Origin of the sequence: Pseudomonas sp. ATCC 43928 (assembly GCF_005938665.2) — a bacterium.
Classification (GTDB): domain Bacteria; phylum Pseudomonadota; class Gammaproteobacteria; order Pseudomonadales; family Pseudomonadaceae; genus Aquipseudomonas.
On sequence record NZ_CP041753.1, the window covers coordinates 562,354 to 587,196 of the forward strand.

The following is a 24,843-nucleotide window of genomic DNA, read 5'->3' on the forward strand; positions in this document are numbered from 1 at the left end:
CAATTATTGAGCAGGTGGAACGTAGCCTTCAGCCTTGGCGTATTCCTCGCCGGAAAAGTATTTGTCCATCTCACCCTGAAGGTATTTGCGGTCTTCGGCGTTCATCATGTTCAGGCGTTTTTCGTTGATCAGCAGGGTCTGGTGTTTCTGCCAGTCGGCCCAGGCCTTGGCCGAGACGTGGTCAAAAATGTCCTGACCTTTTGCACCCGGGAATGGAGCGCGCTCCAGGGCGGGCAGTTCTTCTTTGTACTTGCGGCACATGATGGTGCGGGTCATGACGACTCTCCTGCGTTCAATACGGCGGCCGCGCGCTCGAGCAAGGTTTTGACCGGGGCGGCAAGGCCCAGGCGCGGCGGGGTGGCGAGGTTATACCAGAGCCAGTCGGCCTCGGCCACGTGATGGCCGGCCTCCTGGACCTGCACCAGCCAGGGTTCGATGGATAATTGAAAGTGACTGAAGGTGTGCACCAGGCTCGGCAGTGCCTGCTGGCTGCCCAGTTCCAGCGAGTGCTGCGAAGCCAGATGTTGCAGGTCGTCGAGGTCATCGAGTTCCGGCAGGCTCCAGAGACCGCCCCACAGGCCCGTGGAAGGGCGTCGGTAAAGCAGAATCGCGCCGTCGCCGTTGGCGAGCATCGGCATCAGCGTGCGCTTCTGTGGCACCGCTTTGCGTGGCTTGGGGATCGGGTAGCGGGTTTCCAGGCCGAGCATGTGTGCTTCGCAGCCCTTTTTCAGTGGGCAGAGCAGGCAGCTCGGCTTGCTGCGGGTGCAGAGCGTGGCGCCCAGATCCATCATCGCCTGGGTGTAGGCGTTGACCCGATCATGCGGCGTGAAGCGCTCAGCGTTCGCCCACAGCTGTTTGGCGACCTTCGGCTCGCCCGGATAACCCTCTTGCGCAGTAAAGCGCGCCAGCACCCGTTTGACGTTGCCGTCGAGGATCGGCGCGCGGATACCCATGCTCAGGCTGGCAATCGCCCCGGCGGTGGACAGGCCGATACCCGGCAGCTCGGTGAGTTTTTCCACATCACGGGGAAACTCGCCGCCATATTCGGCGACCACAATCTTCGCGGTCTTTTGCAGGTTGCGCGCGCGAGTGTAGTAACCGAGGCCGGTCCACAGGTGCAGTACCTCGTCTTCCGGTGCTGCGGCCAAGGCTTCGACGGTTGGCAGCGAGGCCATGAACCGGTCGAAGTAGTTCAGCACCGTGCTGACCTGGGTCTGCTGCAACATGATTTCCGAGACCCACACCCGATAAGGGGTGATGCCCTGTTGCCAAGGCAAATCGTGGCGGCCATGGCGGTCGTACCAATCCAGTACGGCCGTTGAAAACTGCTCGGCTCTCATCGCTTGAACAGCCCCTTGAGCGCGTTTTTCAGTTCCGGGCTGACTTTATCGCCAAGCTTCTCGTCGATTTTTTCGCTGATGCGCTCGCCGGCCAGTTTGCTGGCGACCTGGCTCATGCGTTCGCTGTCGAGGCGGCAAGCCTTGGCGCCCAGCTCCAGCGGGCCACGGCAGCGCAGCGGCCATTCGATGCCGACGAATTTCTCGCCGACCTGACAAGCCGGGTCCGGCATGTCGCTCTTGTCGCCTTCGACGATGATGCCCAGGCGGTAATCCATGCCCAGCACCCGCAGGTCGATGTCGCCGTTACCGTTCACGGTCATGCCTGGGACGCGCACTTTCAGGTCCGGGTTATTGGCCACGCCGTTGCGCAAAGTCAGGTTGCCCTTGAGCTCCTCGAAGGGCGTGTCCTTGCCCCGTGGTTCGCCACTGAGGGTTTTGCGATTCAGGGTGGCGATGCCTTTGCACAGTTGTTGCTCAAGGTTGGCATTGAGCAGCATGCCGTTGTTGATGACGAAGCTGGCGTTGCCGTTGAGACTGTCGATCAGCGCGCTCTCGCTATTGCCACTGCCGGTCAGGGTGCTGTTGAGCGTGACCTGGCCTTTGACCGGTGGATTTTTCCCCTGGCCCTCGAGGATTTTCTCCACCGGCACGTTGTTGATGCGCGTCTGTATGTTCAGCGCTGGCACTTGCTGGCGCACATCCAGGGTGCCCTTGGCTTCGAAGTTACCGTCGTACAGATCGCCGCGCAGGTTCTCCAGGGTCAGCAGGCCGCCCTGGCCGTTGGCCTTGAGCACCGCGTTCTGGAACGGCAGTTTGTCGAGGGTCAGTTGGCCGAAGGTCAGGTCGGCGTCCACGTCGAGTTTGCTCAGGCGCTCCACCGGGAACAAGCGGTCGCTGCTCCACGGGCCTTTGGTCGGTGATGGCGGCAGCGGTGTGCTGCCAGGGCCGGCCAGGGCATCGGCCTCGGTGCTGGCCACTTCTGCCTTGCGTACCTGAGTTGCGCTGTTGGCTTCGGCGGATTTCGGCGGCAGGTAACGGTCGACGTTGAAGGTGTCAGCCTTGAGGGTTGCCCGCAGCGATTGCTTGGCGAAGTCTTCGATGGCGATGCGGCCGCTGAAGTTGCTGTCGTCAAGTTTCAGGTTGATGTTATCGAGCGACAGGCTGGTCGGCGTGCCGGCAACCTGGCTGACCAGTTCAACTTTGCTCAGGCTACCTTCGGCCATCGCCGGGAGTTTCTGGCCGATGCTGTCGACGAATTTCGCCAGGTCGAATTGGGCAATCGACAGGCCGCCGCTGATTTGCGGGGTCTTGTCGAGGTCGTTGGCTTTCAGTTCACCCAAGGCACGCAACTGGTTGGCGGAGATCTTGATGCCAGTCCATTCGGCGACGTTGGCGGCTTTGTCCAGCAGCAACTGACCTTGAGCGGCGAAGGTCATGGTCTTGCCTTGCAGCGGATCGCCAGCGACTTCGCCGGAGAGTTTCATGTCTTCGAACTTGTAGCGTTGCAGCGCCCGCTCGAAGCGCAGCTCGCCAGCCAGCTCGGTCCGCACCCGCAGAACTGGTTGGTTGGTGCCCAGGAACGCCGTGAGTTTGACCGGGATGTTGGTCGAGTCATGGACCGGGCCAGTACTCAGCTGGATGCTTTCGGCGCTGAACTGCTTGCCGGTTTTTTCGTCGCTGTACTCAACGCGGGCGTTGTTGACGGTCAGGCTGTCGATGTCCAGGCGGACCGGCTGAGCCGGTTTTTCGGCCTGGGCGGTGGTCGTTGGTGCGGGTTCGCCGGTGGTGGCGGGCGTTGTGGTCGAGGTCGTCGCAGCCGCAGGTGCCGGCACCTTGCCGATGTCTTCCCAGTTGCCATGGCCGTCCTTGTCACGGTTCAGGCGCAGGTTCAGGCCTTCGACGCGCACATCGCTCATCTGCACTTCGCGGCGCAGCAGCGGAATCACGCGGACCGACAGACCGAGCATCTGCAGGTCGGCAAACGGCTCGGTGGGCTTGGCCAGGGTCGCCACACTGGCTTCGTGTAATTCCAGGCCCAGCCAGGGGAACAGGCTCCAGCCGATATCGCCATTGAGCGTCAGCTCGATGTGGGCCTTGTCGCGGGCAATCTGGCGAATCTCGTCTTTATAGTCGTTGGGATCGAAGAGGTGGGTCAGGGCAAAGCCCAGCGCCACAATGATCAGCAACAGCCCGAGAAGTACCAGACCCAGGATTTTGCCGAACGCTTTCATGGGCGAGTCCTTGTATTAGTCGAATTCGAAATTTAGCCGGGGAGTATAGCGCCCCGAAGTGGCCACCCGGTCAGCGATCATGTCGGGAGCACATCCAGCGGTACTTTCAGCTTAGCCGCCAGCGCCTGGGCTTCTAGGTGCCCGGCGGGCGCCAGCAGGTGCAATGTCGCGCCCGATTGCACCGCCATTTTCTGCGCTTCGCTTACCAGGCGCTCGGCAACACCACGGCGGCGGGTGATTTTTCGTACGCATAAATGGGACAAATGCCAGGTGTCATGGTGCCGTTGCAGACGTGCTGCGCCCAGCAACCGATCGTTGAAGCGTCCGGCGACCAGCGAGCCGTCCCGCAAGCAGCTTTCGATCAGCTCAGCATCCCCTGTAAACGGCGCAAACAGCCAGCTCGGGGCATCGCGGTAGATCTTCTGCAGATCTTGCTGATCCTGATAAGTGACCTGGTTCAGCAGCTCGACAATGATCGGCATGGAAATTCCTGTGAAGTTAAACGGAGCCATTCCCCGTGAAAACAATGTTCATCCAGTGGTACGAGATCGGATGACATACAAAACGTGATATCAGTTTGGTTTTTCTGTCACGTGCAAATGGTAACCTCTGCCCGTTCGTCCGTCCTTCTGCGACGTGATGTCGCACCAAAATGAAGCTTCACCTAAAAACAGTCATGTCTGCGTGCATAAAGGCTGGGGGTGAGGAGCGGCTGGCGAACCCTACTAATAATTGGGGGAAACACCATGACTACGAGCATTACGGCGGACGGCTTTGCCGACCGGCCCGCGTTCCTGTCCAAGGAACGCATCATCGCCAAGCCCGGTTTTAACCGTTGGCTTGTACCACCGGCCGCTCTGGCCATCCACCTCTGCATCGGCATGGCCTACGGCTTTTCGGTGTTCTGGCTGCCACTGTCCAAGGCCCTGGGCGTCACCAAAGCCGTGGCTTGCGCGCCGGACATGAGCTTCATCGCTCAGGTCTTTTCGTCGCAATGCGACTGGCCGATCTCGATGCTCGGCTGGATCTACACCCTGTTCTTCATCTTCCTGGGTTGCTCGGCAGCGATCTGGGGCGGCTGGCTCGAACACGCCGGTCCTCGCAAGGCGGGCGTTGTATCGGCACTGTGCTGGTGTGGCGGTCTGCTGATTTCGGCGCTGGGGGTCTATACCCACCAGATTTGGCTGATGTGGATCGGTTCCGGGGTCATTGGCGGTATCGGCCTGGGGCTGGGCTACATTTCGCCGGTCTCGACCCTGATCAAGTGGTTCCCGGACAAGCGTGGCATGGCGACCGGCATGGCAATCATGGGGTTCGGTGGCGGCGCGATGGTCGGCGCTCCACTGGCTGCGGCCCTGATGGGCCACTTTGCTTCGCCAACCAGCGTCGGTGTATGGCAGAGCTTCCTGGTGATGGCCGCGATCTACTTCGTGTTCATGATCGGTGGCGCACTGTCCTACCGCGTTCCGCCAACCGGCTGGAAGCCTGAAGGCTGGACGGCTCCGGCGAAAAAAGCTTCGAACGCGATGATCACGCACCGTCATGTGCATGTGAATGTGGCGTGGAAAACCCCGCAATTCCGTCTGGTATGGCTGGTGCTGTGCCTGAACGTGTCGGCGGGTATCGGCATCCTCGGCATGGCTTCGCCGCTGTTGCAGGAAGTGTTCGCCGGTAAATTGCTTGGCAACGACCTGACGTTCGGTCAACTGGACGCTTCGCAACTGGCCTCGATCGCCGCCATTGCTGCCGGTTTCACCGGTCTGTTGAGCCTGTTCAACATCGGTGGCCGGTTTTTCTGGGCTTCGTTCTCGGACTACCTGGGTCGCAAAAACACCTATTTTGTGTTCTTCGCCCTGGGTTTCGCCCTGTACGCGCTGATCCCGAACCTCGGTCACCTGGGCAGCGTTGCGCTGTTCGTGGCGGCGTTCTGCATCATCCTGTCGATGTACGGCGGTGGTTTTGCGACTGTTCCTGCCTATCTGGCGGACTTGTTCGGTACGCAAATGGTCGGCGCGATCCACGGTCGTCTGCTGACAGCCTGGGCGGCGGCGGGTGTGTTGGGGCCGGTGTTGGTGAACTACCTGCGTGAATATCAGCTGAGCATCGGTGTTGAACGTGCCGCGGCGTACGACATCACCTTGTACATCCTCGCGGGCCTGCTGGTGCTGGGTTTCATCTGCAACCTGCTGGTGCGTCCGGTGGCGGACAAGTACTTCATGACCGACGCCGAACTGGCCGCCGAACAGGCGCTGGGCCACGACAAGGGTGCTGACGCCAGCACCGTGCTGGAGTGGAAAGCGGATGCGGGCACCAAACCATTGGCGGTGGCTGCGTGGCTGGTGGTAGGGATTCCGTTGGCGTGGGGTGTTTGGGTGACGCTGCAGAAAACGGCTGTCCTCTTCCACTAAGTAGACGCATCACCCCTGTAGCTGATCGCTCACACGCTTGCGTGTGAGCGATCAGTGGTCCTGAGATGCTTGTACGGACATGTCTATCCCCGACAGCACGGGGTTCACTCCGTCAGTGATATCACCTCCCGTGTTTCTGTTTAGCGCCCGCGACCCTATAATGGCTGCCTTTTTCGCCCCAATGATTTTTTGCGGAGCTGGTGATGGCCGAACGTATGGCGTCTGTCGAGCGCGACACTCTGGAAACCCAGATCAAAGCCTCGATCAACCTGGATGGCACCGGAAAGGCCCGATTTGATATCGGTGTGCCTTTTCTTGAGCACATGCTGGACCAGATCGCCCGTCATGGGCTGATCGACCTGGATATTGTCAGCAAGGGCGACCTGCATATCGACGACCACCACACAGTGGAAGACGTCGGTATCACCCTGGGTCAGGCCTTCACCAAAGCCATCGGCGACAAGAAAGGCATCCGTCGCTACGGCCACGCCTACGTGCCGCTCGATGAAGCGTTGTCGCGTGTGGTGATCGACTTCTCCGGCCGTCCTGGCCTGCAGATGCATGTTCCGTATACCCGCGCTACTGTCGGCGGCTTCGACGTTGACCTGTTCCAGGAGTTTTTCCAGGGCTTTGTCAACCACGCCAACGTCACCCTGCACATCGACAATCTGCGTGGGCACAACACCCACCACCAGATCGAGACCGTGTTCAAGGCTTTCGGCCGCGCGCTGCGCATGGCCGTGGAGCTGGATGACCGCATGGCCGGGCAAATGCCTTCGACCAAAGGCGTTCTGTAATGCAGACGGTCGCGGTTATCGATTACGGCATGGGCAACCTGCACTCGGTGGCCAAGGCCCTCGAGCATGTCGGCGCCGGCAAGGTCTTGATCACCAGCGATGCCGACGTGATTCGCGAAGCCGACCGGGTGGTATTCCCCGGCGTCGGCGCGATTCGCGATTGCATGGCGGAGATCCGTCGCCTGGGCTTCGATTCGCTGGTGCGTGAAGTCAGCCAGGACCGTCCGTTCCTTGGCATTTGCGTGGGCATGCAAGCCTTGCTCGACAGCAGCGAAGAGAACGATGGCGTCGACTGCATCGGTCTGTTTCCAGGCCAGGTGAAGTTCTTCGGCAAGGATCTGCACGAAGACGGCGAACATTTGAAAGTGCCGCACATGGGCTGGAACGAAGTGAAGCAGACGGTGATTCACCCGCTCTGGCACAACATTCCGGACCTGGCGCGCTTCTACTTCGTGCACAGCTACTACATCGCTGCCGGCAATGCGCGGCAGGTGGTCGGTAGCGGTCATTACGGGGTCGATTTCGCCGCCGCGCTGGCCGATGGCTCGCGTTTCGCCGTGCAGTTCCACCCGGAGAAGAGCCACACCCATGGCCTGCAATTGCTGCAGAACTTCGCCGCGTGGGATGGCCGCTGGTAAATGGCTGCCAAGAAGAAGCCGCCGATCCTGACCCTCACTCCCGAGCAGGAGAGCGAGGCCAATCACAAGATCAAGCGCTTCATGGAGGACCGCTTCGAACTGGACCTGGGTTCGTTCGAAGCGGCTGAAATCCTTGAGCTGTTTACCCGCGAAATTGCTCCGCACTATTACAACAGGGCGATTTTCGATGTGCAGACGCACCTCAAAGAGAGGTTCGAAAGCATCGAAAGCGACCTGTGGGCGCTCGAGAAAAACTGATTTCCGAGCGAAGCTGAACACTCGAATTTGAAGGTTTGCCAGATGCTGATTATTCCCGCTATCGATCTCAAAGACGGTGCCTGTGTTCGTCTGCGCCAGGGCCGCATGGAAGATTCCACAGTGTTCTCCGATGACCCGGTGAGCATGGCTGCCAAGTGGGTGGAGGGCGGTTGCCGTCGTCTGCATCTGGTCGACCTGAACGGTGCGTTCGAAGGCCAGCCGGTCAACGGCGAAGTGGTCACCGCCATCGCCAAGCGCTACCCGAACCTGCCGATTCAGATCGGCGGCGGTATCCGTTCCCTGGAAACCATCGAACACTACGTGAAAGCGGGTGTGAGCTACGTGATCATCGGCACCAAGGCCGTGAAAGATCCGGCCTTCGTCGCCGAAGCCTGCCGCGCGTTCCCGGGCAAGGTGATTGTCGGCCTGGATGCCAAAGACGGTTTTGTCGCCACCGACGGCTGGGCTGAAATCAGCACCGTGCAGGTCATCGACCTGGCCAGGCAATTCGAAGCCGACGGCGTGTCCGCGATCGTTTATACCGACATCGCCAAAGACGGCATGATGCAGGGCTGCAACGTCTCTTACACCGCTGCTCTGGCTGCGGCGACGAAGATCCCGGTCATTGCATCCGGCGGTATCCACAATCTGGGTGACATCAAGTCGCTGCTCGACGCCAAGGCACCAGGCATCATCGGCGCCATCACCGGCCGGGCGATCTACGAAGGCACCCTCGATGTCGCTGAAGCGCAAGCTTTCTGCGATTCGTACAAAGGCTGAGGACTCACCATGGCGCTGGCCAAACGCATCATCCCTTGCCTGGACGTGGATAACGGCCGGGTGGTCAAGGGCGTCAAGTTCGAGAACATTCGCGACGCCGGCGACCCGGTGGAAATCGCCCGTCGCTACGACGAGCAGGGTGCCGACGAGATTACCTTTCTCGACATCACTGCCAGCGTCGACGGCCGCGACACCACGCTGCACACCGTCGAGCGCATGGCCAGCCAGGTGTTCATCCCGCTGACCGTGGGCGGCGGCGTGCGTACCGTGCAGGACATTCGCAATCTGCTGAACGCCGGTGCGGACAAGGTCTCGATCAACACCGCTGCAGTGTTCAACCCGGAATTCGTCGGCGAAGCGGCGCAGCATTTCGGCTCGCAGTGCATTGTCGTCGCGATCGACGCCAAGAAAGTTTCCGGCCCGGGCGAACCCCCGCGCTGGGAAATCTTCACCCACGGTGGTCGCAAGCCAACCGGCCTCGACGCCGTTGAGTGGGCGAAGAAAATGGAAGGCCTCGGTGCCGGCGAAATCCTGCTGACCAGCATGGACCAGGACGGCATGAAAAACGGTTTCGACCTGGGCGTCACCCGCGCTATCAGCGATGCGCTGGGGATTCCGGTGATCGCCTCAGGTGGCGTCGGCAACCTGCAGCATTTGGCCGACGGTATTCTCGAAGGCCACGCCAGTGCGGTATTGGCGGCGAGTATTTTCCACTTCGGCGAATACACCGTTCAGGAAGCCAAGGCCTACATGGCCCATCGCGGAATCGTGATGCGATGAAGGCCCGCGGCCCGGAGAAAACGCTCCGGGCCGATGTTATGGGGCAACTTGAGCGTTGGATGACGCAGCCTTATGAGTCCCAGTTACCGGGCTCAGTAAGTCGATCCTCGGTTCGGACGCCTGTCCCGATTTGTCGTAGGCAATGACGCAAAGCTTTCCCGGAAGTTTCTCGCTCGGAATAAAGAAGTCCATTGTCATGTCTTCAATGTATTTTTCGGGTTGATGACAGTCCGTTGTTTCTACAGGACCAAACTTGATGGAGTAGGTCCGATACGGCTCTTCTGCTTTCGCCAGTGTTACAAACACGTTGCTTTCAAAGGACAAGTTGGCCTGCGCGGTTGGTGTGTTATCCAATATCTCTACGGGTAAAGACAACGCGTTTTTCAAGAGGCCTCTTGAGGCGTGCTGTTCAGCTGATTCCAGACCTAAAATGCATAGAAAATAGAATCCAGGTTTCGTACCTATCTCAGAATTGATTTGTGCATCTGTTGAGCTTATTGGATCGCTGTAATTTTTGGTTTCCTCGCATTTCATTGCGGAGGAAACGGTTTTATGACGGTAGAAGGGAGTATTGATCGAAAATCGATAGTTCCAGGTCGGGATGATTATGGAACCATTATTGAGCTGTTTAACTCTCTTGTATCTGTCCAGCTCGGCTGCGCCATCGTCAACGGTAAACGCCGGGTAGAGTTGGCAGGACGATGGCGGATTTGGAGCGATACGGCCTTGTGAGAAACACCCGTTGAGAAGCGCCGTGGGGTTGCCATACACATTTTCGTGTACCGCCACATAGTCATTTCCAACGCGCGTGCAGGGCGCATGATCGCGGCATGGGACAACATCAACCTCGAAATTTCCTGTTCCCACTACCCCTACGATCTCGTTTGAATAGCGATCCAGCACGGGGCTTCCGGAGCTGCCGCCTCGAATGTCCTTGCAGCGAGTCATAAATGTGTTCCGCCACACCCATGGACCTTCAACAAGGTCCTGGGTGGGCTGCAAAGTACAAGCCGCCATGCGCAATGTGATTTGGTCGAAACCTGTTGGCGCCCCCACGATCAAGACATCGGTGCCATTCGTTGGTGTCTCACTCGCCAGTTTCAACGGTTGTATGCCATCCGCAATGAGCTTTTGAAGGCTGACATCCAATTCAACTATGGCCATATCAACGCCTTGCATGCTCCGCCATATTGTCGTCTTCAGCGGATAGGCCTTGAACTTGGAGGTGTCGGTGAAATAATTGAATGTGATGGTGCCGCTGACCGGGCTGTCGGTCACGATGTTGCCATTGGTCAATTCAATGCAGTGTCCCGCAGTAAGTACGTAAGCGGGCGTTTCCGGCAACTCTATTTCATCGCGTGTATCCAGAAGGGCCGCGGTACAGCTCCCGTCATTGATCTCCAGGCGCCCGATACCTTGCCAGTGGTCGCGGGAGCCGTCGGTATTTTCAAGGGTTTTGGAAGGGGTCAGGTTCTGCAGGCCTTCGCCATAATCGCTGTTGTTCGCAAAACTGGGTGTACACAGTGAGCACAATGCACTGGCAAGAAGTATGGGGATCGAATTCATTGAAGGGTGCCTCTGATTAATTGAAGAAACGGCCTGTGGCCGGGTATTTGCAATTAATCAGGTGAGGCTGGATGGAGGGTGGTAACTATCTACCACAGTGACTGTGATACCCATTATTTTAATGATGCATATAAGGCCGTTATCAAAAGGCCAGTAGACAGCATGGCGGGCTCAAGGCACTCTTGGGCACGCCATGGATTTCGGTAGCCCGACATGCTTAAACGTCTTCTTCTTGTCCTCGCCAGCGCTTCTCTGTTGCTCATCAACGGGGCTCGCGCCGAAGAAGGTCCCGACACCGGCCTGGTATTGCTGACGGAAAACTTCCCCCCGTACAACATGGCGAAGAACGGCAAGAACTTCGCCCAGGACGAGAACATCAATGGCATCGCCGTGGACATCGTCCGCGAGATGTTCAAGCGCGCGGACATCCCCTACAGCCTGACGCTGCGTTTCCCTTGGGAGCGAATCTACAAACTCGCTCTGGAAAAGCCCGGTTATGGCGTGTTCGTAATGGCGCGGCTGCCGGACCGCGAGAATCTCTTCAAGTGGGTCGGCCCTATAGGCCCGGACGACTGGATCATGCTGGCCAAGGCTGATAGCAAGATCACCCTGGAATCGCTGGATGAGGCGCGTAAGTACACAATTGGTGCCTACAAAGGCGATGCGATTGCCGAGACTTTGGCCAAGCAAGGGCTGAAGCCGATTGTGGTGCTGCGCGACCAGGACAATGCGAAGAAGCTGGCTAACGGTCAGATCGATCTGTGGGCTACGGGTGATCCGGCGGGACGTTACCTGGCGCGGCTGGACGGGGTAACCGGGCTCAAGACCGTACTGCGCTTCAACAGCGCCGAGCTGTACCTGGCGCTGAACAAGGACGTGCCGGATGAGACTGTCGCCAAGCTGCAAGCCGCGCTGGATCAGTTGCGCAAGGAAGGCGTGGTGGACGACATCATGGCGCGGTATCTCTAAATCCCAACACCGAACCTCGTAACTTACGCAAAACACTGTGGGAGGTGCGGCAAGTCAGCGGTAGACACCATCCTTGCCATGAGCAGCCGTCGCACGATTGCCGCGCACGCTGATCATCAATTTGATGTCGATCCAGTCAATTCCCTGTGCCTTGAGCTTGGGCAACTCACGTTCCAGCACCGCCAGAGTCTGCGGATACGGATGCCCGATCATCACCGCCGAACCCTGCTTGCGCGCCAGGCTGATCGCCGTCTGTAGCTGCGTGAAGATCGCCGTTTCGGTGGGCTCGTCATCCAGAAACACGTCCCGCGAAACACTTGCCAAGCCAATCTTCTGCGCCTCGGCGGCGGCCACGGTTTGCGCACTGGTGCGGCTGTCGACGAAGAATTTGTGCCGACGCTGCAAGTCCGCCATCAGCCAGGCCATGGCCGGTTGCTGAGCGGTCATGCGGCTACCCATGTGGTTATTGATGCCGGCGGTATAGGGCACCATGTTGAACGCGGCGTTCAGGCGCTTTTCAAGTTCTTCGATGGGCAACTCGGGATGCCAGGCGAATGGTCCGGTGGCCGGGTCCATGGGCATATGCAGAATGACAGTCTTGCCGGCGCGATGGGCTTCGCGGGCGAATTCGGTGGCGTGGGGTGTATCGGGCATGATTGCCGTGGTGACCGGGCCTGGCAGGGCCAGCACGCGGCGATCCCGGGGCAGGTTCTGCCCCAGGTCATCGATGATCAGGCTCAGATAAGCCTTGTGAGGTGTGGTCGCTGTCGTGGCAGGTGCTGCGTGAGCAACTCCCGCCAGACTGCACAGCAGACCGAGTAGTAACCGCAGGCGCATCTCAGTGGCCGCGGGTGATGCTCAGCCCTTTGAGCAGGCTCAGGGCCTGGGCCAACTGGTAATCGTCATCCTGCGGCATGGCCTTGGCTTTGCCGCCCGAACCGCTCGGTTTGTCGGCGCCGCCGTTGCCATTGCCCAAGTGACCTTGCAGATCGGCTTCCTTGAAGTAATCGCCGTCCTGCTCGTTGGTGATCTTGGCCTTTCGCACTTCGATGTCCGGGACGATGCCCTGAGCCTGAATCGAGCGGCCGTTCGGCGTGTAATACAGCGCCGTGGTGATTTTCAGTGCGCGATCGTTGTTCAGCGGCAACACGGTCTGGACCGAGCCTTTGCCGAAACTGGTGGTGCCCATGACCACCGCACGTTTCTGATCCTGCAGGGCGCCGGCGACAATTTCCGAGGCCGAGGCGCTGCCGCCGTTGATCAGCACGACCATTGGCACGGCTTCGCTTTCGTCCTTGCCGGTGGCGGAGAAGCGCAGTTCAGAGTTGGCGATGCGGCCCTTGGTGTAGACGATCAGGCCCTTGGTGATGAAGTGGTCGACCACTTCCACCGCCGATTGCAGCACGCCGCCCGGGTTGTTACGCAGGTCGAGGACGATGCCGCTGAGTTTCTTGCCGTTGTCCTTGCGCAGCTTGGCCAAGGCCTTGGAGACCTCTTCGCCGGTCTTGACCTGGAACTGGGTGATGCGGATGTAGCCGTAGCCGGATTCCAGCAGCTGGCTCTTGACGCTTTTCACCTGGATGGTGGCGCGGACCAGGGTCACGTCGAACGGAGTGCCGCCGTCGCGGACCAGGGTCAGGGTGATCTTCTGGCCGATCTTGCCGCGCATCTTGTCCACGGCTTCGGTCATGCTCTGGCCGCGAGTCGGCTGGCCGTTGATCTTGACGATGAAGTCGCCAGCCTGGATGCCAGCCTTGGAGGCCGGGGTGTCATCGATGGGCGAAACCACTTTGATGAAACCGTCTTCCGCGCCGACTTCGATGCCCAGGCCGCCGAATTCGCCGCTGGTGCTTTCCTGCAATTCAGCGAAGTCTTCCGGGCCCAGGTAGGCGGAGTGCGGGTCGAGGTTGCTGAGCATGCCTTTGATGGCGTTTTCCAGCAGGGTCTTGTCGTCTACCGGTTCTACATAGGCTGCCTTGATCCGGTCCATGACTTCGGCAAAGGTGCGCAACTCGTCCAGCGGCAATGGCGCCTTGGTGGTCGCAGCAGTGCCGGCAGGCGCGACCGCCGGGGCCGGTTGAGCGGCAAACGCCAGAGGCGCGCCGATCACCAGGGCGATCGTCAGGGCCAGCGAGGTAAGGCGGGACAAATGCAGCATGTCGAACGAACTCCTAATGTAGGTGACTCAACGCCTATCCTTGCGCGCGGCACCATTGCGCCGGGTCACTCGGGTGACCCTGCTGACGAATAGCGAAATACAGTGCTGGTGTGTCCTGCCCGCCACTGTTACCGACAGTGGAGATGGATTCACCGGCTTTTACCACGTCACCCGCAGACTTGAGCAGCGTCTGGTTGTGACCGTAAAGACTCAAAAAACCATTGCCGTGGTCGAGAATCACCAGCAGCCCGGCCCCACGCAGCCAGTCGGCAAACACCACGCGACCGCCGTGCACGGCATGCACCTGGCTGCCGGCGGAGGCGCTGATCATCACGCCGTCCCATTTGGTTCGGGCATCGTCGCCACGGGTTTCACCGAAGCGCGCCAGCAGTCGACCATCAACCGGCCATGGAAGTTTGCCGCGGGTGGAAGCAAAGGGGCCGCCAAAGGTCTCGCCTGAACTTGAAACCAGGGCGCCGGGCGTCGATTTGACGGGTTTGCGTGGGGCATCGGTGGCGTCTGCTGCTGCCTGAGCCTCACGTAACCGCTTTTTTTCGGCTTCCTGCTGGGCGATCAGCGCTTTTTGCCGCGCTTCTTCTGCCTCACGGGCCTGGCGGGCCAGGGTTTCTTCAATGGTTTTAAGGACTTTAGACAGGTCTGCCTGATCCTGCTCGCGGGCGGCCAGTTTCTGGTCTCGAGCTTTCACGTCGTCGTTGAGCTTGGCCAGGACTTGCTGGCGCTCCTTGCGGACCTTGTCGAGTTCGTCGCGCTGGCTGTCGAGGCTGCTTTTCTGCACCAGCAATTGCGCTTGCTGCATCGAGATGTCTTTTTCGACATTGGCCAGTTGGCGCAGGGTTTCGTTGAAATTCTTCAGCTGCTCCAGGCGGGCCTGGCTCAGGTAGTCGTAATAGGTGAGGGTGCGGGCGAATTTTTCCGGGTTCTGCTGGTTGAGCAGCAGTTTCAGGTACTCCTGGCGGCCATTCTGATAGGCCGCGCGGGCCTGGATGGCGATCAGTCGTTGCTGGTCAATGCGCGCGCTCTGGAGTTTTTTTTTCTCGGCATCGAGTCGCTGGAGCTCGGATTCGCTTTTCTTCAGCTCTTTTTGCAGCGCATCGACCTGCTTCTCGAGCTTGCCCATCTCGGTTTCGGTGCCTTTGAGGTCTTTCTGCACCCCGGATTTTTCTTCCTGCAGCTTGCCCAGCAGCTTTTTCAGTTCGGCAATGTCCTGACGCGTGGCGTCCAACTGTTGTTGGGTTTGCGTGCGCTCGTCGGCAAAGGCCGGTTGGAGCAGGCATGTCAGAGCGAGGGCTATCAGGACGCGAAGCATAGAGGCGGGCGACACCAGGGAAAGGGACGGCCTAGTATGCCCGCCCCACGCTGCAAAAAAAACGCCCAATTGGGACTGTGTGATAACTGGAGTGAAAAACACTGAAAACCAATGTGGGAGCGGGCTTGCCCGCGATGACGTCCTGACATTCAACATAGCGGTTGGCTGTCAGATCGCTATCGCGGGCAAGCCCGCTCCCACAGGGTTTGGCGGTGTTTTTGAAGAAGCGGATTACACCAGAATCGAAGTCCCGGTCATTTCCACAGGCTTCTCAAGCCCCAGCAACTTCAGCATGGTCGGCGCCACGTCGGCCAGCACGCCGCCTTCGCGAACCTTCAAGTCACGCTTGCCGACATAGATGAACGGCACCGGCTCGGTGGTGTGGGCGGTGTGGGCCTGGCCGGTGGAGGCGTCGGACATTTGCTCGACATTGCCATGGTCGGCGGTAATCAGGGCTTCACCGCCGACTTTTTCCAGTGCCGTGACGATACGGCCGACGCAGGTGTCCAGGCATTCCACAGCTTTCACCGCCGCCTCGAATACACCGCTGTGGCCGACCATGTCGCCGTTGGCGTAGTTGACCACGATCACGTCGTAACGCTGGTTTTCAATGGCATCGACGATGCGGTCGGTGACTTCCGGGGCACTCATCTCGGGCTGCAAGTCATAGGTGGCGACTTTCGGCGACGGGATCAGGATGCGTTCTTCGCCCGGGAACGGTTCTTCGCGGCCGCCGGAGAAGAAGAAGGTCACGTGGGCATACTTCTCGGTTTCGGCGATGCGCAGCTGTGTCTTGCCGTTTTTCGCCAGGTAATCGCCCAGTACGTTTTCCAGGCTACCCGCAGCGAAAGCCGACGGCGCGGGGATGCTGGCGGCGTATTGGGTCAGCATGACGAAACCGGCCAGTTTTGGCTGGCGAGCACGTTCGAATTCCTTGAAATCGTCTTCGACGAACACGCGGGTCAGTTCGCGGGCACGGTCGGCGCGGAAGTTCATGAAGACCACGGCGTCGCCATCTTCGACCTTCACCGGCTCACCGATGCTGGTGGCTTTGACGAATTCGTCGCTCTCGCCACGTTCGTACGCGGCTTGCAGGCCTTCCTGGGCGGTGGCGGCATTGAATTCGCTGGCGCCATCGACGATCAGGTTGTAGGCCTGGGACACGCGATCCCAACGGTTGTCACGGTCCATGGCGTAATAACGGCCAATGATGCTGGCGATCCGGCCTTTGCCGAGGGCTTCGAAGGTTGCATCCAGCAATTCGATCGACGACTGGGCGCTTTTCGGCGGCGTGTCGCGGCCGTCGAGGAAGGCGTGCAGGTAGATTTTTTCGGCGCCGCGCTTGAAGGCCAGCTCAGCCATGGCGACCAGGTGGTCCTGGTGGCTGTGAACGCCGCCATCGGACAGCAGCCCCATGAAGTGCACGGCTTTGCCGGCAGCGACGGCTTTATCCACCGCGGCGCAGATGGTCGGGTTCTCGAAGAACTCGCCATCGCGGATCGCTTTGGTCACGCGTGTGAAGTCCTGATACACCACCCGGCCGGCGCCGAGGTTCATGTGGCCGACTTCGGAGTTGCCCATCTGGCCGTCCGGCAAGCCGACGTCCATGCCGCTGCCCGAGATCAGGCCGTTCGGCACGGTGGCCCACAGACGGTCCAGTACGGGCTTCTTCGCCGCATAGATGGCGTTGGATTCAGGGCTCTCACTGTGACCGAAGCCGTCGAGAATAATCAGGACCAAAGGTTTAGGCGTGGTAGTCATGGATTCCACTCGTGGCTGAATTAAAAGAGGGCGATGGAAAAGGGAGTGGCAGTTTAAAGCGAAGTTCCGGCCACGTCACCGCCGGACGGGGTTTGGCCCACCATAGTGGCTGTGTATACTGGCCGACATTTTAACGCCCTGGAACCTCCTTCGATGGTTGATCACCTGATTCAATTCGCCACCAACCACTACATTCTCGTGGGTATCTTCGTTGTACTGGCGGCCCTGCTATTGGCCTATCAGATGCAAGGCGGTGGCCGCAGCCTGAGCACCGGTGAACTGACCGGGCTGGTCAACAAGGACGCAGGCGTGGTGGTCGACATTCGTCCGACCAAGGATTTCGCCGCCGGTCACATCGTTGGCGCGTTGAATATTCCTCAGGACAAACTGGCCACTCGCGTCGGCGAACTGGAAAAGCACAAGGCCAAGACCATTATCCTGGTCGACGCCATGGGCCAGACCGCCGGTACTCATGCCCGTGAACTGGTGAAAGCCGGTTTCACCGCTGCCAAGCTGTCTGGCGGTATTTCCAGCTGGAAAGCCGATAATCTGCCGCTGGTGAAGTGATATGAACAACGTCGTCGTCTATTCCAGCGATTACTGCCCTTATTGCTCGCGAGCCAAGTACCTGCTCGAGAACAAAGGCGTGGCCTTCGAAGAGATCAAGGTCGATGGCAAGCCGCAGGTGCGTGCCGCGATGGCTCAGAAGGCCGGACGAACGTCCGTGCCGCAGATCTGGATCGGCAACACCCACGTTGGCGGCTGTGATGATTTGTTTGCCCTGGAGCGCGCCGGCAAGCTCGACGCCATGCTCAAGGCCTGACTGCGTTACTTAGAAATAGCTAACCCTATAAGACCCGAGATCAGAAAGGATCTGAGATGACTGACCAACAGAACACTGCAGCTAGCGAAGAAGAAAACGCACCGCAATTCTCCTTGCAGCGCATCTACGTACGTGACTTGTCCTTCGAAGCCCCGAAAAGCCCGGCAATCTTCCGCCAGCAGTGGGAACCGAGCGTCGGTCTGGATCTGAACACCCGTCAGAAGGCACTGGAAGGCGACTTCCACGAAGTCGTGCTGACCCTGTCGGTCACCGTGAAAAACGGTGAAGAAGTGGCGTTCATCGCTGAAGTGCAACAAGCCGGGATCTTCCTGATCAAGAACCTGGACGCGGCTTCGATGAGCCACACCCTGGGCGCGTTCTGCCCGAACATCCTGTTCCCGTACGCTCGCGAAACCCTGGACAGCCTGGTGACCCGCGGTTCGTTCCCGGCCCTGATGCTGGCCCCGGTGAACTTCGACGCGCTGTACGCACAAGAGCTGCAACGCATGCAAGCGGCTGGCGAGACTCCGACCGTCCAGTAAAAAGAAGCTTTGTTTGCTCCATGAAAAAAGCGCCTTCAAAGGCGCTTTTTTCATGGAGCAAACGAAACCTGTAGTCGGATCGTGAGGTTACTTGAACCCGAGCTGACGCCAGGCCTCGTACACCGCGATGGCCACGGTGTTGGACAGGTTCAGGCTGCGACAGCCTTCGCGCATGGGCAGGCGCAGGCGTTGTTCGCCGGGCAGGGCTTCGAGCACTTCGGCTGGCAAGCCACGGCTTTCCGGACCGAACAGGAAGGCATCGCCCTCGGCGAAGCTGGCATCATGGAACGGTCGCGAACCCTTGGTGGTAAAGGCGAACAGCCGAGGGTGGCCGAGGCTTTCCAGACAGCTGGCGAGGTCTGCGTGGCGTTGCAGGGTGGCATACTCATGGTAATCGAGGCCCGCCCGGCGCAGGCGCTTGTCGTCCATCTCGAAGCCCAGCGGTTCGATCAAATGCAGGTGGCAGCCACTGTTGGCGCACAGCCTGATAACGTTGCCGGTATTCGGCGGAATTTCTGGTTGGAAAAGGATGACGTGAAACATGCACGGCTCCGAAGGTAAAGATGAGCAGCATTCTACGCCGCAAGCCGATCCCCGTTCGAAACTATTCCTGCGGGTGATGGGTTCACTGGCGATTGTCGGGGTGATGGTGGGCCTGATGATCGGTCGTCTGACTGCGCCCGACCCCAGCGTTTTGCAGCAGGTCGAGGTGACCAATGATGGACTGGTGGTTTGGTTCAACAACGAGCCCAAAACCCACGGCGAGTTGGTCGACGGCAGTGTCGCGCTGTTGTTCGAGGCTGAAGGCCGTGCACAGAAAGGTCAGCTCAAGCTCAACGGCAAGGACGTGAACTGGCGAACGCGATTGAGTGATGGGGGATTGTTGCTGACGGTGGTGGCGGCCCGGCCCCTGCAGGGCGACTGGGCCGGTAGCAAGGTCGATGACCGCTGGCGGCTGGAGATCCATCTCCGAGAGCAATAAAAGAGGGAATCCCCGGCCTGCCTGTACCAAGGTTCCCGAAACGGGAGGGCTCGCGCATTGCATCGTGAGCCCGGTGTAAAGAGGGAATCCCCGGCCTGCCTGTACCAAGGTTCCCGAAACGGGAGGGCTCGCGCTTTGTGTCGTGAGCCCGGTGTAAAGAGGGAATCCCCGGCCTGCCTGTACCAAGGTTCCCGAAACGGGAGGGCTCGCGCTTTGTATCGTGAGCCCGGTGTAAAGAGGGAATCCCCGGCCTGCCTGTACCAAGGACCCCAAAACGGGTGGGCTCGTCGCTGTTGCGGTATGAGCCCGGTATAAAGAGGGGAATCCCCGGCCTGCCTGTACCAAGGTCCCCGAAACTGGGTAGTGAATCGAACCACTGATTGGACTATTGCAGGGGGCGTGCCAGTTTTTAATATGCTGGAATGAAAAATCGCTGAGTAGCGCTGAAAACCCCGTATTCCGGGGCTTTTGTGTTTTTGCGGTATGGTTTTTCCTGCAGATGAATGCGGGATTTGGGACGGGTTGCTGTGCGCAATTGCGGTTCACGGTGCATTGCCGCGGTGCACGGTGGCCCCAAAAGCATCGCGGGCAAGCCTCGCTCAGGACGGGTGAAAATCCCGTGGGAGCGACGCATGCCCGCGAATGGATCTACAGAACGGCGATGATTAAAGGGCTACTTAACCCTCATCCCCCTCATCATCATCCCCACCGTCTACCTTCATCCCCAATTCCTTGATCTTGCGCGTCAAGGTATTACGCCCCCAGCCCAGCAGCACGGCGGCGTCGCGGCGGCGGCCGGCGGTGTGTTTGAGGGCGGTTTCGATCATGATCCGCTCGAAGGCCGGTACGGCGCTGTCGAGCAGGCTCGATTGGCCACGTGCCAAAGCCTGGTCGGCCCACTGGCGCAGCGCCTGCTCCCAATTGGTTACCGGTGCTGAATCCTGCGGCAGGCTCAGCAGCTCCGGCGGCAGGTCGCTGATGTGCACTTCGCGACCTGAAGCCATTACGGTGATCCAGCGGCAGGTGTTCTCCAGCTGACGCACGTTGCCTGGCCATGGCAGGTTTTTCAGGTATTCCTCGGTTTCGCTTTTCAGCAGTTTCGGTTCCACCGCCAGTTCTTGCGCGGCGCGGCTGAGGAAGTGCTTGGCCAGGGTCGGGATGTCTTCGCGACGGTCCGACAGCCGTGGAATGTGGATGCGGATTACGTTGAGGCGGTGGAACAAGTCCTCACGGAATTTTCCGGCATGCACCAGGGTTTCCAGATTCTGGTGAGTCGCGGCGATGATGCGTACATCGACCTTCACCGGCACATGACCGCCGACGCGGTAAAACTCGCCGTCCGCCAGTACCCGCAGCAAACGAGTCTGGGTGTCAGCCGGCATGTCGCCGATTTCATCGAGGAACAGCGTGCCGCCGTCGGCCTGTTCGAAGCGCCCGCGACGCAGGTTGGCTGCGCCGGTGAACGCGCCTTTTTCGTGGCCGAACAGTTCGGACTCCATCAGATCCTTGGGGATCGCCGCCATGTTCAGCGCAATGAACGGCGAGGCCGCCCGTGGGCTGTGACGGTGCAGGGCGTGGGCCACCAGCTCTTTACCGGTGCCGGATTCGCCGTTGATCAGCACGGTGATGTTGGAGTGACTCAAGCGCCCGATGGCGCGAAACACTTCCTGCATCGCCGGCGCTTCGCCGATGATTTCCGGGGTGCGGGTCAGCGTCGGGACGACTTCCAGGCCTTGCTGTTCCTGTGCGTGTTGATTGGCGCGCTTGACCAGGGAAACGGCTTCGTCGACGTCGAACGGCTTGGGCAAGTATTCGAACGCGCCGCCCTGATAGGACGCGACAGCGCTGTCCAAGTCGGAGTGGGCAGTCATGATGATGACTGGCAGCCGTGGGTGTTGTTCGCGAATCCGCGCCAGAAGGTCCAGGCCGCTGGCACCCGGCATGCGAATGTCGGAGATGATCACGTCCGGCTGCTGGCGCGCCAGGCGGCTCATCACGCCATCGGCGCTGTCGAAGCTTTGGGTGGTCATGCCTTCCTGTTGCAAGGCTTTTTCCAGGACCCAACGGATAGAACGGTCGTCATCGACGATCCACACGGTTTCACTACGGCTCATGTCGATGTGGCTCCTTGTTCCAGTGGCAGAAAGATCGAGAACGTGGTGTGGCCTGGATGGCTGTCACATTCGATCAAGCCCTGGTGCTGGCTGATGATGTTCTGGGTAATGGCCAGGCCCAGCCCGGTACCGTCCGGGCGGCCGCTGACCATGGGGAAGAAGATGGTTTCCTGCAGCTCGGCGGGGATCCCCGGGCCGTTGTCGATGATCTCGATCTTGGTCACCAGGCGATGGCGCACGTGGCCGATGGTGAACTGACGCATGGCGCGGGTACGCAAGCTGATGCGGCCAAGGCGCAGCTCGTTCTGGCTGCTGATGGCCTGCATCGCGTTGCGCACGATGTTCAGGACTGCCTGAATCATCTGTTCGCGATCAATCAAGACATCTGGAATGCTTGGGTCGTAGTCGCGCACCAAAGTGATGCAGCCCTGACTTTCGGCCTCCACCAACTGACACACACGCTCCAGCACTTCGTGGACGTTGCACATGGCCAGCGACGGTAGCTTGTTGGAGCCGAGCATGCGATCCACCAGATTGCGCAGGCGATCGGCCTCTTCAATGATGACGTTGGTGTAATCGCGCAGGCTTTCTTCCGGCAACTCACGGGCGAGCAACTGAGCCGCGCCACGAATGCCGCCGAGAGGGTTCTTGATCTCGTGGGCGAGGCCACGCACCAGCATTTTGCTGGTTTCCTGCTTCGACAGTTGCGCCTCTTCCTTAGTGATCCGCAAGAGGCGGTCGCGAGGATGAACCTCCAGCAGCAGCATCGTGTCGCCATTGCTCAGGATTGGCGTCACGGCGTAGTCGACGGTCAAGGTCTGGCCGGTGAGGGCGGTGAGCATCGCTTCGCGCTTGGTGAACGGGTGTGCCTGCTCGACTGCCTGGCGCAGGGAGTTCAGCGCTTCGGTGGACTCGGTGAACAACTCACTGATGAACTGCCCATGGCTACGCTGGCCGCTGATGGCCAGGAGCATTTCCGCCGCCGGGTTCATGTACTCGAGGCGCAGTTCGGCGTCGAGCAGGATGGTGGCGGTGGTCAGGTTGTCGAGTAGCAAGCGGTGTAGTGCGTCGCTAATGGTCATAGTAGGGCGTGCTCACCGTAAATGGCGAATCGCGTTGGCGCTGTGATCGCGCCAGGCAAGGCGTAGGACGCAGAGAATGGCGTTCCCTTTTCAAGTCCTACAACGCAGCATGGCGCGATCACAGCGCCAACCCGAAGGGCAAAGCCCCACGAGACGCAATCCGTCGTTATTCGTCGTTCATTTGGAGCAACCAAACTTCTCTCCTCATGCCTAGTCTTGCGTCTCGTGGGGCTTTGCGCGATCGCCATTTACGGTGAGCACGCCCTACTCCCTCTTTTGGAGCAGGGCATGCGCATGAATAACGCGCCGGTATGAGGAAAATGCAAAAACCAAACCAAGGCTCCGAAAAGAAGCGTTTAGAGCCTGAAACGGGCGTTTTACGCTCGTTTGCATGGCGTTATGCCAGTTTTTTCGAGTGCTTTCGAACCAAAATGGGCTGAGATGTGGGTATGGTGCAGATGTTTGCACCAATATAGTGCGCAAACCTGAACGAGGTTAGAAGAAGGGCAAGAAGGCGCTTTTTTCTTCTTCAGGCTTGTCTTTAAGGGGGCATTCCGGCCGTTGGCCGTAGTCGGTGAGGGTGCAGGGTTTGACCTGGCGTTTCTGCGCCAGGGAAATGCGCAGCATATGGAACGGTTGATTGGCCGTGCGTTCGACGGTGCGGCCCTGTTCGTCGAGGATTTCCACCGACAGGTTGTGACTGCCGCGGTCGATATTGCTCAGGGCGAACACCGGGCTGGGGCCGGGCTCGGCGGTGGGCTGGCCGTCCAGCAGCAAACGGTAACGATGACCCTGTTGCAGCGCGGGTTCGCTGGTAACGCTGACGATCAATTCACCGGCACTGCTACGGATCGTGGCATCCGGTTCCGGCACCAGCACTCGAAGCATGTCGTAATGAAACAGTGGTTTGGCCGGGTTTGTTTTCGCAGCGGTCATGGGCGCTGCGCCACTCGGGTTGGCTGACATTCGATTGCTTGTCGCCAACGGCACACGTTTGGCATTGCGGGCGCCCGGCTGATCGGTGAAGACCCGATTACCCTGAGCGTCGATATATGTGAAGACCTCGGCCATCGCCGGCAGGCTGACCAGGCACGCGATCAACAGCCAGGCCCTCAAGGTTTATGCACCCGTTGCACGGTGAGCGTCACGGTGGGGCTCTGTTGCACGACGTTTTGCCCGTCGATCACCTGAACCGCAAGGTTATGTTCGCCACGGTCGATGTTCACCAGTTGCAGAGTCGGCACGTTGCTCGGCTGGCCGTAGGGTTGACCGTCCAGTAACAGCCTCAATCGATGAGTGCCTTGCAGGCGTGGATTGATCAATACGCTGACGGTGAACGTGCCGTTGTTGGCGCGCAAGGCTTCTTCGGTGGGCAGGCCGCTCAGCTCCAGCACCTGATAGGCGCTGTGCGGTTGGTCACGGCTACTGGCTTGCGCAGGTGCTACGGGTTCGCTGGGCGACTGACGCTCGACGCTGTTGAGCGGTGGCAATTCGACCGGCCGGGCTTTGACGCCGTCGGGCGGCTGATTGCTGTAGGCGGTGTTGCCATTGGCGTCGGTGTACTTATAGATCTGCGCAGCGGCGGGCAGGGCGATCAGTACGAGCAGGCATAACAACAATGAGCGCATTGCAGGCTTCCATTGGCTGTTGGGCAAGTGTCCGGCCCTGTTCCGTTCGTGGCGACTAAGCGCTGAGCATAGAGCACATCAGCGCATGTCGGCAGGCCGGCTCAGCGGCTGGCGCTGCACAACTCAGCGCTGGCGCGTACCTTGGCGAGCTCGCGCAGAGATACTTGGGTGCCGGTTTTATTGGCCTTGGCCAGCCAGGACGGGCACTGCGGGTCGTTGCGATAAGGGCTGAAATCGGCCAGTTGTTGCAGCAGGCGTTTTTGTAACTGATCAAGTTGCGGGCGGATCTGCCCGACGAGGTCGGGGCGAGGATCGTCGGGTGCCTTGCCTTGCGCATGCCAGTCAGACAAATGCGCGTATTGCACCAGTTTGTTGGCCTCGATCTGCGCCGAGAAGAACTGTTCGACGGCTTCGTTGCTCAATTTATAAGCAGGTGCCAGGGCAACGGCGCCGGCAATCACCTCACGCTCGCGCTGACGGTCCTCGACGGGTTTACCGCTGTCCCATTTGCTCAACGCGACTTGATCGGCAATCGCCAGGCGCTCCTCTATGGTGCCAAGCAGTGGGGCGAGGGCGGCAGGTGCCGGGCTGGCGAAAGCGCTGTTGGCCAGCAGGGCAGTGAGCAAGGCAAGGGATGAGCGTAGGCGCATGGAGGATCT

26 protein-coding genes are annotated in these 24,843 nt (G+C 59.7%); 11 read left to right on the plus strand and 15 right to left on the minus strand.

Features of this window, described 5'->3' with window-relative positions; translation table 11 throughout:
• Positions 1–3: 3 nt before the first annotated feature.
• The 4 genes from FFH90_RS02580 to FFH90_RS02595 all read right to left on the minus strand — a co-directional run bounded on the left by FFH90_RS02580 (position 4) and on the right by FFH90_RS02595 (position 4,053).
• Positions 4–276: an oxidative damage protection protein gene (locus FFH90_RS02580; protein WP_018929219.1), complete on the minus strand. Its 273-nt coding sequence runs from the start codon at positions 274–276 to the stop codon at positions 4–6.
• On the minus strand, positions 273–1,340 hold the full coding sequence (gene mutY / locus FFH90_RS02585) for an A/G-specific adenine glycosylase (RefSeq protein ID WP_111453941.1): 1,068 nt from the start codon (positions 1,338–1,340) through the stop codon (positions 273–275). The genes FFH90_RS02580 and mutY overlap by 4 nt, the downstream gene beginning before the upstream one ends.
• Entirely contained in the window at positions 1,337–3,571 is a 2,235-nt protein-coding gene (locus FFH90_RS02590) for an AsmA family protein (RefSeq protein WP_138866648.1), read from the minus strand. Before FFH90_RS02590 ends, mutY begins: the two co-directional genes overlap by 4 nt.
• A 77-nt stretch (positions 3,572–3,648) precedes the next feature.
• Positions 3,649–4,053, minus strand: a complete 405-nt coding sequence (locus tag FFH90_RS02595; protein ID WP_018929216.1) for an acetyl-CoA sensor PanZ family protein — start codon at positions 4,051–4,053, stop codon at positions 3,649–3,651.
• 264 nt (positions 4,054–4,317) lie between these two features.
• On the opposite strand from FFH90_RS02595, the gene FFH90_RS02600 reads away from it, so the two are divergent.
• From FFH90_RS02600 to hisF, 6 genes are all read left to right on the plus strand, one after another.
• Positions 4,318–5,979: an OFA family MFS transporter gene (locus FFH90_RS02600; RefSeq protein ID WP_018929215.1), complete on the plus strand. Its 1,662-nt coding sequence runs from the start codon at positions 4,318–4,320 to the stop codon at positions 5,977–5,979.
• A 203-nt stretch (positions 5,980–6,182) separates the two neighbouring features.
• Positions 6,183–6,776, plus strand: a complete 594-nt coding sequence (gene hisB / locus FFH90_RS02605; protein WP_007939452.1) for an imidazoleglycerol-phosphate dehydratase HisB — start codon at positions 6,183–6,185, stop codon at positions 6,774–6,776.
• Entirely contained in the window at positions 6,776–7,414 is a 639-nt protein-coding gene (gene hisH, locus FFH90_RS02610) for an imidazole glycerol phosphate synthase subunit HisH (RefSeq protein ID WP_018929214.1), read from the plus strand. Before hisB ends, hisH begins: the two co-directional genes overlap by 1 nt.
• Complete coding sequence (locus FFH90_RS02615; RefSeq protein WP_018929213.1) at positions 7,415–7,672, plus strand: DUF2164 domain-containing protein; 258 nt, start codon at positions 7,415–7,417, stop codon at positions 7,670–7,672.
• A gap of 42 nt (positions 7,673–7,714) precedes the next feature.
• Positions 7,715–8,452 (plus strand): 1-(5-phosphoribosyl)-5-[(5-phosphoribosylamino)methylideneamino]imidazole-4-carboxamide isomerase, encoded by a 738-nt coding sequence (gene hisA / locus FFH90_RS02620; RefSeq protein WP_007939449.1) that lies wholly within the window; start codon positions 7,715–7,717, stop codon positions 8,450–8,452.
• A gap of 9 nt (positions 8,453–8,461) precedes the next feature.
• Positions 8,462–9,232, plus strand: a complete 771-nt coding sequence (hisF, locus tag FFH90_RS02625) for an imidazole glycerol phosphate synthase subunit HisF (protein ID WP_018929212.1) — start codon at positions 8,462–8,464, stop codon at positions 9,230–9,232.
• 36 nt (positions 9,233–9,268) lie between these two features.
• Here hisF and FFH90_RS02630 read toward each other — a convergent pair whose 3' ends face one another.
• On the minus strand, positions 9,269–10,798 hold the full coding sequence (locus tag FFH90_RS02630; RefSeq protein ID WP_138866649.1) for a serine protease: 1,530 nt from the start codon (positions 10,796–10,798) through the stop codon (positions 9,269–9,271).
• Positions 10,799–11,011: 213 nt separating this feature from the next.
• Here FFH90_RS02630 and FFH90_RS02635 point away from each other — a divergent pair, with 213 nt between their 5' ends.
• Positions 11,012–11,767, plus strand: coding sequence for an ABC transporter substrate-binding protein (locus FFH90_RS02635; RefSeq protein ID WP_018929210.1), 756 nt, complete (start codon positions 11,012–11,014; stop codon positions 11,765–11,767).
• Between the two features lie 54 nt (positions 11,768–11,821).
• Here the strand turns inward: FFH90_RS02635 and FFH90_RS02640 are convergent, their stop codons facing one another.
• From FFH90_RS02640 to gpmI, 4 genes are all read right to left on the minus strand, one after another.
• Positions 11,822–12,604 (minus strand): divergent polysaccharide deacetylase family protein, encoded by a 783-nt coding sequence (locus FFH90_RS02640; protein WP_018929209.1) that lies wholly within the window; start codon positions 12,602–12,604, stop codon positions 11,822–11,824.
• A gap of 1 nt (position 12,605) precedes the next feature.
• Positions 12,606–13,925 carry a S41 family peptidase gene (locus FFH90_RS02645; protein ID WP_086944138.1) on the minus strand — a complete coding sequence of 440 codons (1,320 nt, stop codon included), beginning with the start codon at positions 13,923–13,925 and terminating at the stop codon, positions 12,606–12,608.
• 34 nt (positions 13,926–13,959) lie between these two features.
• On the minus strand, positions 13,960–15,252 hold the full coding sequence (locus FFH90_RS02650; RefSeq protein WP_018929207.1) for a murein hydrolase activator EnvC: 1,293 nt from the start codon (positions 15,250–15,252) through the stop codon (positions 13,960–13,962).
• Between the two features lie 231 nt (positions 15,253–15,483).
• Positions 15,484–17,013: a 2,3-bisphosphoglycerate-independent phosphoglycerate mutase gene (gpmI, locus tag FFH90_RS02660; RefSeq protein WP_138866650.1), complete on the minus strand. Its 1,530-nt coding sequence runs from the start codon at positions 17,011–17,013 to the stop codon at positions 15,484–15,486.
• Positions 17,014–17,166: 153 nt separating this feature from the next.
• Here gpmI and FFH90_RS02665 point away from each other — a divergent pair, with 153 nt between their 5' ends.
• Genes FFH90_RS02665 through secB form a run of 3 tightly spaced genes read left to right on the plus strand, consistent with a single transcriptional unit; the run spans position 17,167 to position 18,378 of the window.
• Positions 17,167–17,580, plus strand: a complete 414-nt coding sequence (locus tag FFH90_RS02665; protein WP_064615884.1) for a rhodanese-like domain-containing protein — start codon at positions 17,167–17,169, stop codon at positions 17,578–17,580.
• A 1-nt stretch (position 17,581) separates the two neighbouring features.
• Complete coding sequence (grxC, locus tag FFH90_RS02670; RefSeq protein WP_018929204.1) at positions 17,582–17,836, plus strand: glutaredoxin 3; 255 nt, start codon at positions 17,582–17,584, stop codon at positions 17,834–17,836.
• Between the two features lie 56 nt (positions 17,837–17,892).
• On the plus strand, positions 17,893–18,378 hold the full coding sequence (gene secB, locus FFH90_RS02675) for a protein-export chaperone SecB (protein ID WP_007939439.1): 486 nt from the start codon (positions 17,893–17,895) through the stop codon (positions 18,376–18,378).
• Positions 18,379–18,465: 87 nt separating this feature from the next.
• Here secB and trmL read toward each other — a convergent pair whose 3' ends face one another.
• Complete coding sequence (gene trmL / locus FFH90_RS02680; RefSeq protein ID WP_138866651.1) at positions 18,466–18,921, minus strand: tRNA (uridine(34)/cytosine(34)/5-carboxymethylaminomethyluridine(34)-2'-O)-methyltransferase TrmL; 456 nt, start codon at positions 18,919–18,921, stop codon at positions 18,466–18,468.
• Between trmL and FFH90_RS02685 the strand changes: the two genes are divergently transcribed.
• On the plus strand, positions 18,920–19,360 hold the full coding sequence (locus FFH90_RS02685) for a hypothetical protein (protein ID WP_018929203.1): 441 nt from the start codon (positions 18,920–18,922) through the stop codon (positions 19,358–19,360). The two genes, trmL and FFH90_RS02685, sit on opposite strands and share 2 nt — an antisense overlap.
• A 677-nt stretch (positions 19,361–20,037) precedes the next feature.
• Here the strand turns inward: FFH90_RS02685 and ntrC are convergent.
• The 5 genes from ntrC to FFH90_RS02715 form a co-directional block, all read right to left on the minus strand.
• Positions 20,038–21,474, minus strand: a complete 1,437-nt coding sequence (ntrC, locus tag FFH90_RS02695) for a nitrogen regulation protein NR(I) (protein ID WP_018929202.1) — start codon at positions 21,472–21,474, stop codon at positions 20,038–20,040.
• Positions 21,471–22,556, minus strand: coding sequence for a nitrogen regulation protein NR(II) (glnL, locus tag FFH90_RS02700; RefSeq protein ID WP_018929201.1), 1,086 nt, complete (start codon positions 22,554–22,556; stop codon positions 21,471–21,473). Before glnL ends, ntrC begins: the two co-directional genes overlap by 4 nt.
• Before the next feature lie 495 nt (positions 22,557–23,051).
• Positions 23,052–23,672, minus strand: a complete 621-nt coding sequence (locus tag FFH90_RS02705) for a DUF4124 domain-containing protein (RefSeq protein WP_111453936.1) — start codon at positions 23,670–23,672, stop codon at positions 23,052–23,054.
• Positions 23,669–24,184 carry a DUF4124 domain-containing protein gene (locus FFH90_RS02710; RefSeq protein ID WP_019650818.1) on the minus strand — a complete coding sequence of 172 codons (516 nt, stop codon included), beginning with the start codon at positions 24,182–24,184 and terminating at the stop codon, positions 23,669–23,671. The genes FFH90_RS02705 and FFH90_RS02710 overlap by 4 nt, the downstream gene beginning before the upstream one ends.
• A gap of 101 nt (positions 24,185–24,285) precedes the next feature.
• On the minus strand, positions 24,286–24,834 hold the full coding sequence (locus FFH90_RS02715; RefSeq protein WP_064615886.1) for a chorismate mutase: 549 nt from the start codon (positions 24,832–24,834) through the stop codon (positions 24,286–24,288).
• Positions 24,835–24,843 lie beyond the last annotated feature (9 nt).

What these genes read in the sequence shown, in the direction of transcription:
- FFH90_RS02580 (WP_018929219.1), bottom strand. Translation starts at nt 276, where the DNA reads ATGACCCGCACCATCATGTGCCGCAAGTACAAAGAAGAACTGCCCGCC.
- mutY (WP_111453941.1), bottom strand. Translation starts at nt 1,340, where the DNA reads ATGAGAGCCGAGCAGTTTTCAACGGCCGTACTGGATTGGTACGACCGC.
- FFH90_RS02590 (WP_138866648.1), bottom strand. Translation starts at nt 3,571, where the DNA reads ATGAAAGCGTTCGGCAAAATCCTGGGTCTGGTACTTCTCGGGCTGTTG.
- FFH90_RS02595 (WP_018929216.1), bottom strand. Translation starts at nt 4,053, where the DNA reads ATGCCGATCATTGTCGAGCTGCTGAACCAGGTCACTTATCAGGATCAG.
- FFH90_RS02600 (WP_018929215.1), top strand. Translation starts at nt 4,318, where the DNA reads ATGACTACGAGCATTACGGCGGACGGCTTTGCCGACCGGCCCGCGTTC.
- hisB (WP_007939452.1), top strand. Translation starts at nt 6,183, where the DNA reads ATGGCCGAACGTATGGCGTCTGTCGAGCGCGACACTCTGGAAACCCAG.
- hisH (WP_018929214.1), top strand. Translation starts at nt 6,776, where the DNA reads ATGCAGACGGTCGCGGTTATCGATTACGGCATGGGCAACCTGCACTCG.
- FFH90_RS02615 (WP_018929213.1), top strand. Translation starts at nt 7,415, where the DNA reads ATGGCTGCCAAGAAGAAGCCGCCGATCCTGACCCTCACTCCCGAGCAG.
- hisA (WP_007939449.1), top strand. Translation starts at nt 7,715, where the DNA reads ATGCTGATTATTCCCGCTATCGATCTCAAAGACGGTGCCTGTGTTCGT.
- hisF (WP_018929212.1), top strand. Translation starts at nt 8,462, where the DNA reads ATGGCGCTGGCCAAACGCATCATCCCTTGCCTGGACGTGGATAACGGC.
- FFH90_RS02630 (WP_138866649.1), bottom strand. Translation starts at nt 10,798, where the DNA reads ATGAATTCGATCCCCATACTTCTTGCCAGTGCATTGTGCTCACTGTGT.
- FFH90_RS02635 (WP_018929210.1), top strand. Translation starts at nt 11,012, where the DNA reads ATGCTTAAACGTCTTCTTCTTGTCCTCGCCAGCGCTTCTCTGTTGCTC.
- FFH90_RS02640 (WP_018929209.1), bottom strand. Translation starts at nt 12,604, where the DNA reads ATGCGCCTGCGGTTACTACTCGGTCTGCTGTGCAGTCTGGCGGGAGTT.
- FFH90_RS02645 (WP_086944138.1), bottom strand. Translation starts at nt 13,925, where the DNA reads ATGCTGCATTTGTCCCGCCTTACCTCGCTGGCCCTGACGATCGCCCTG.
- FFH90_RS02650 (WP_018929207.1), bottom strand. Translation starts at nt 15,252, where the DNA reads ATGCTTCGCGTCCTGATAGCCCTCGCTCTGACATGCCTGCTCCAACCG.
- gpmI (WP_138866650.1), bottom strand. Translation starts at nt 17,013, where the DNA reads ATGACTACCACGCCTAAACCTTTGGTCCTGATTATTCTCGACGGCTTC.
- FFH90_RS02665 (WP_064615884.1), top strand. Translation starts at nt 17,167, where the DNA reads ATGGTTGATCACCTGATTCAATTCGCCACCAACCACTACATTCTCGTG.
- grxC (WP_018929204.1), top strand. Translation starts at nt 17,582, where the DNA reads ATGAACAACGTCGTCGTCTATTCCAGCGATTACTGCCCTTATTGCTCG.
- secB (WP_007939439.1), top strand. Translation starts at nt 17,893, where the DNA reads ATGACTGACCAACAGAACACTGCAGCTAGCGAAGAAGAAAACGCACCG.
- FFH90_RS02685 (WP_018929203.1), top strand. Translation starts at nt 18,920, where the DNA reads ATGCACGGCTCCGAAGGTAAAGATGAGCAGCATTCTACGCCGCAAGCC.
- trmL (WP_138866651.1), bottom strand. Translation starts at nt 18,921, where the DNA reads ATGTTTCACGTCATCCTTTTCCAACCAGAAATTCCGCCGAATACCGGC.
- ntrC (WP_018929202.1), bottom strand. Translation starts at nt 21,474, where the DNA reads ATGAGCCGTAGTGAAACCGTGTGGATCGTCGATGACGACCGTTCTATC.
- glnL (WP_018929201.1), bottom strand. Translation starts at nt 22,556, where the DNA reads ATGACCATTAGCGACGCACTACACCGCTTGCTACTCGACAACCTGACC.
- FFH90_RS02710 (WP_019650818.1), bottom strand. Translation starts at nt 24,184, where the DNA reads ATGCGCTCATTGTTGTTATGCCTGCTCGTACTGATCGCCCTGCCCGCC.
- FFH90_RS02715 (WP_064615886.1), bottom strand. Translation starts at nt 24,834, where the DNA reads ATGCGCCTACGCTCATCCCTTGCCTTGCTCACTGCCCTGCTGGCCAAC.